Genomic DNA, 3,589 nt, shown 5'->3' on the forward strand with positions numbered 1-3,589 from the left:
GAATAGTGATTATTGCATCTGATGCATGATCACCCCTCCTCCGCCTGGGACTTGCTGCCACGCAGTCATTCATCTTTGAAAAGTGCCCGTGACCTGCGGAAACACTTCGTACACAGTGGGCGCAGGGCACTCCTTAAACCCTCGACGGGGCGCGCAAAGCAGCGTGACCCTAGCCTTGGATGCCTCGTTAGCAGCGGATTTGCAGGGCTTCAGCATTAATTGCATGATTCTTGCATCCAATGCAATGCTTCAGGAGGGTTCATGGCTGTCGATTCGGCGGGACGGGTGCTGGATTTCGGCGCAGTGCGTTTCCTTCATCCCGAGGATGTTGTGTTCACCCAGATGCTCACCGGGTGGCGGAATCAGCAGCTGAGCAGGAATCTGTCCTTTGGCACTATCGAAGGCCGGGAGCGCCTGGTGACACGGTTCCAAGAGTCCACGAATGAGTATCCGTGGCAGTGGACGCCGGCACATGTGGATGAGTTCTTTGGGGATCTGCGCAGTGTGAAGCACGCGGCCCAGTCCACGATCCGGAGTTATCAGGCGGCGCTTCGGGCGTTCTGCTCGTACGTTGCCTCACCTGATTATGGCTGGGACCGGGTCTGCGAGCAGTATTTCGGAACGCACCCTTCGCAAGTCTGTTTTGACTGGAATACTGCGGTCCACGCCCAAACCAACGAATCGGATCCCAAGCGGCGGCCGTTCACCCGGACGGAGCTGCAGGCCTTCTTTGACCGGGCCGATGAAGAGGTCGACAGGATCGCGGCGCTGGGCCGCAAGGGCTGGCTGCCGGCATACCGGGACGCTGTCCTGTTCAAGGTGGCCTACTGCTGGGGTCTGCGCCGCAATGAGGTCAGGCACCTGCAAACGGTGGATTTCTCCAGGAACCCGCACGCGCGGGAATTCGGCAAGTACGGGGTCCTGCAGGTCCGGCACGGGAAAGCCATGAAGGGTTCACCACCCAAACGCCGCAGCGTCCTGACCGTCTTCGACTGGTCCACGGAAATCGTTGCCGACTGGCTGGAACGCGGCCACCCGCACATGACCGACGGTCTGGATCTGTTCCCTTCCGAACGGGGCACCCTGGTTTCGGAGACGGCGCTGAACCGGAGGTTCAACCGGTATTGCGAGGACCTGGGCCTCTCCCCCGGCCTGGACATCCATTCACTGCGCCGCTCCTACGTCACCCACCTGATCGAATCAGGCATGGACGCTTTGTTCGTCCAGCACCAGGCCGGGCATGAGCACGCCTCAACGACGGCCCTCTACACCTCCGTCTCCAGCGACTACAGGGTCAAAACACTGCGCCGCGCCTTGGACTCCACGATCCGGCATGCGCTGGCCGGAATGGAAGACTGAACGCATGAAACGAGAGATCGACTACCGCTGGCGGCTTGCAGAACTGATGGCAGCCCGGGGGATGCACAACAGCACGGACCTCAGTCCCTTGCTCAAGGAACGCGGCATCGAACTCTCTGCCTCCCAGGTCTATCGGCTCGTCACCCAACGCCCGGAGCGCGTCTCACTCATGATGATCGCCGCGCTCTGCGACATCTTCTCCTGCGGGCCCGAGGACCTGGTCACCGTCACGGCAATGGACGCCAAGGTCCGCAAAGTAGCCTCCGACGCCAATGTCGTGGACCTGAACAAGACCATCCGGCCCAAACGTGCCCGGGTACTCCGCGATGACGGCTAAGATCAGCGCTCGGCTGGCCATTCGGGGCCGGCCCCGAACCACCGGGGCGTTCACTTGCGACAGGTGCTCACGGGCAGCCGGCAAGCACCGCGCCAGCTGGCCAGAAGGCAAGATCTGCGGGACCTGCTTCACGGTCGCCATGCGCACCCACGGCACCTGCCCCGGCTGCGGGACAAAGCGCATGCTCCCAGGCAGGACTGCTTCCCACAATCACCAGCCAGTCTGCGCCGACTGCGCCGGCATCACCCAGGACTACCACTGCTCCGGCTGCGGGGAGGAAGCCGAGCACTACCGCCACAACACCTGCGCCCGCTGCGCACTCCGGAACGACCTCACGGCGCTGTTGCACGTCGAAGAGGCTCAGGGCACGGAAACCACGGCAGCGAAACTGCTCGCCGCGCTCTTGGGAGCCCAGCGCCCTGAAAGCATCCTTAGCTGGCTCCGCAACACCGGCGTCCGCGACCTGCTCAAGCGACTCGCCGCCGGCGACATCCCACTCAGTCATGAGGCGCTGGACAGGGAATCCAACACCCTACGAGTGGAGCACCTACGCAGCCTGCTCATCCACCACAACTTACTGCCAGTCCGGGACCATTACCTCGCGCTCTTTGAGCGGTGGCTAGCCAACAAGCTTGATGACATTGATGACATCGAGGTTCGGCGACCCATCGAGTCCTTCGCCCGCTGGCACCACCTCCGACGCATCAGGAGCATTTCCGCAGACGGGAAGACCACCCAGGGCCCCGTGCACAGCTCGAAGCAGGAAATCACCGAAACCGTCAAATTCCTCACCTGGCTCAAACTCACCCACGGACGAACGGTCGCCTCCTGCCTCCAGGCCGACGTCGACGCCTGGCTGGCCGACGGTCCCACAACCAGGCACGCCATCAGAACCTTCTTCGTCTGGGCCATGAAGAACCGGACCTGCACCAACATCACCATCGGCTTCCGGCAGGCCAAGACCGTGCCACTGATCACCCAAAGCCAGCGGCTCGCCATGCTCAAGACCTGCCTCACCGACAACATCGACACCCTGTCCTCTCGGGTCGCCGCCACTCTCCTGCTGCTCTACGCCCAACCCGTAGTGAAGATCGCCGCGATGAAGAGCGCCGACGTGTTGCTCACGCCCGATGGTCCGCGCCTCTCACTGGGGGAAGAACACCCAGCGCCAGTGCCCGAACCGTTCGCCGGACTGCTCACAAAACACCTCGCTTCACGCCCCAACATGCGCACGGGCAGCAGCTCCGGCAGTCCATGGCTCTTCCCCGGCTACCGCGCAGGACAACACATCCACCCCAACACACTCATGATGCGGCTGAGGGAAATCGGAATAGACCTCCTAGGCGCACGCAACGCATCCCTCCGCAGCCTCGTCCAGGAAGTCCCGGCACCGCTCGTGGCAGAAATGCTTGGCTACAGCTACCAAGTCACGCAAAAGCACGCCGCAGCCGCCGCGGAACCCTGGTCCCGCTATCCAACAGGGAAGTCACCGCGCATAATGACCGACATCGTTGCGGAAAGCCGATAACGAGCCGAATCGATCCACAGCGGGCCGGGCCTTCCGGACCCCAGCCCACGGAGGCAGGCATGGCAACCAAGGATGAAATACAGCGCAGGTTTCAGCGCATGCGCTGGTTCCTTCCAGTAACGCTCATCATGCTGGTTTCCAGCGTGCTAAGCCTCGCCGGTGTCGATTCAGAGCCCTGGCTCTGGATCCGGACAATCCTTTTCAGCATCGCCGTCGTCGTACTCTGCGTCCAAGCAACCAGGTTTTCCCTATGGCAGCGGGATGAGTACTGGCGGGAAAAGGGACGAGACCCTAAGCATCCGGACCGCTTCCCCTCGAGTGGTGCTGCCGAATAGTTCCAGATCGAATAATCACCGTTGCCAGTA

4 protein-coding genes are annotated in these 3,589 nt (G+C 62.1%); all 4 read left to right on the top strand.

Annotation, left to right across the window (positions count from 1 at the left end):
• Positions 1–261 precede the first annotated feature (261 nt).
• The gene (locus PUN71_RS22895) at positions 262–1,359 is read left to right on the top strand and encodes a tyrosine-type recombinase/integrase (RefSeq protein WP_277800283.1); all 1,098 of its coding nucleotides are present in this window, start codon (positions 262–264) and stop codon (positions 1,357–1,359) included.
• Between the two features lie 4 nt (positions 1,360–1,363).
• Positions 1,364–1,696, top strand: coding sequence for a helix-turn-helix domain-containing protein (locus tag PUN71_RS22900; protein WP_277800284.1), 333 nt, complete (start codon positions 1,364–1,366; stop codon positions 1,694–1,696).
• A gap of 181 nt (positions 1,697–1,877) precedes the next feature.
• On the top strand, positions 1,878–3,224 hold the full coding sequence (locus PUN71_RS22905; RefSeq protein ID WP_277800285.1) for a site-specific integrase: 1,347 nt from the start codon (positions 1,878–1,880) through the stop codon (positions 3,222–3,224).
• Between the two features lie 59 nt (positions 3,225–3,283).
• Positions 3,284–3,559 carry a hypothetical protein gene (locus PUN71_RS22910; protein WP_009359664.1) on the top strand — a complete coding sequence of 92 codons (276 nt, stop codon included), beginning with the start codon at positions 3,284–3,286 and terminating at the stop codon, positions 3,557–3,559.
• Positions 3,560–3,589: the final 30 nt, after the last annotated feature.

Origin of the sequence: Arthrobacter sp. NQ7, assembly GCF_029581595.2 — a bacterium.
Classification (GTDB): Bacteria; Actinomycetota; Actinomycetes; order Actinomycetales; family Micrococcaceae; genus Arthrobacter; species Arthrobacter phenanthrenivorans_B.

Excerpts from the sequence above, each read along its gene's own strand:
- PUN71_RS22895 (WP_277800283.1), top strand. The coding sequence starts at position 262 with ATGGCTGTCGATTCGGCGGGACGGGTGCTGGATTTCGGCGCAGTGCGT.
- PUN71_RS22900 (WP_277800284.1), top strand. The coding sequence starts at position 1,364 with ATGAAACGAGAGATCGACTACCGCTGGCGGCTTGCAGAACTGATGGCA.
- PUN71_RS22905 (WP_277800285.1), top strand. The coding sequence starts at position 1,878 with ATGCTCCCAGGCAGGACTGCTTCCCACAATCACCAGCCAGTCTGCGCC.
- PUN71_RS22910 (WP_009359664.1), top strand. The coding sequence starts at position 3,284 with ATGGCAACCAAGGATGAAATACAGCGCAGGTTTCAGCGCATGCGCTGG.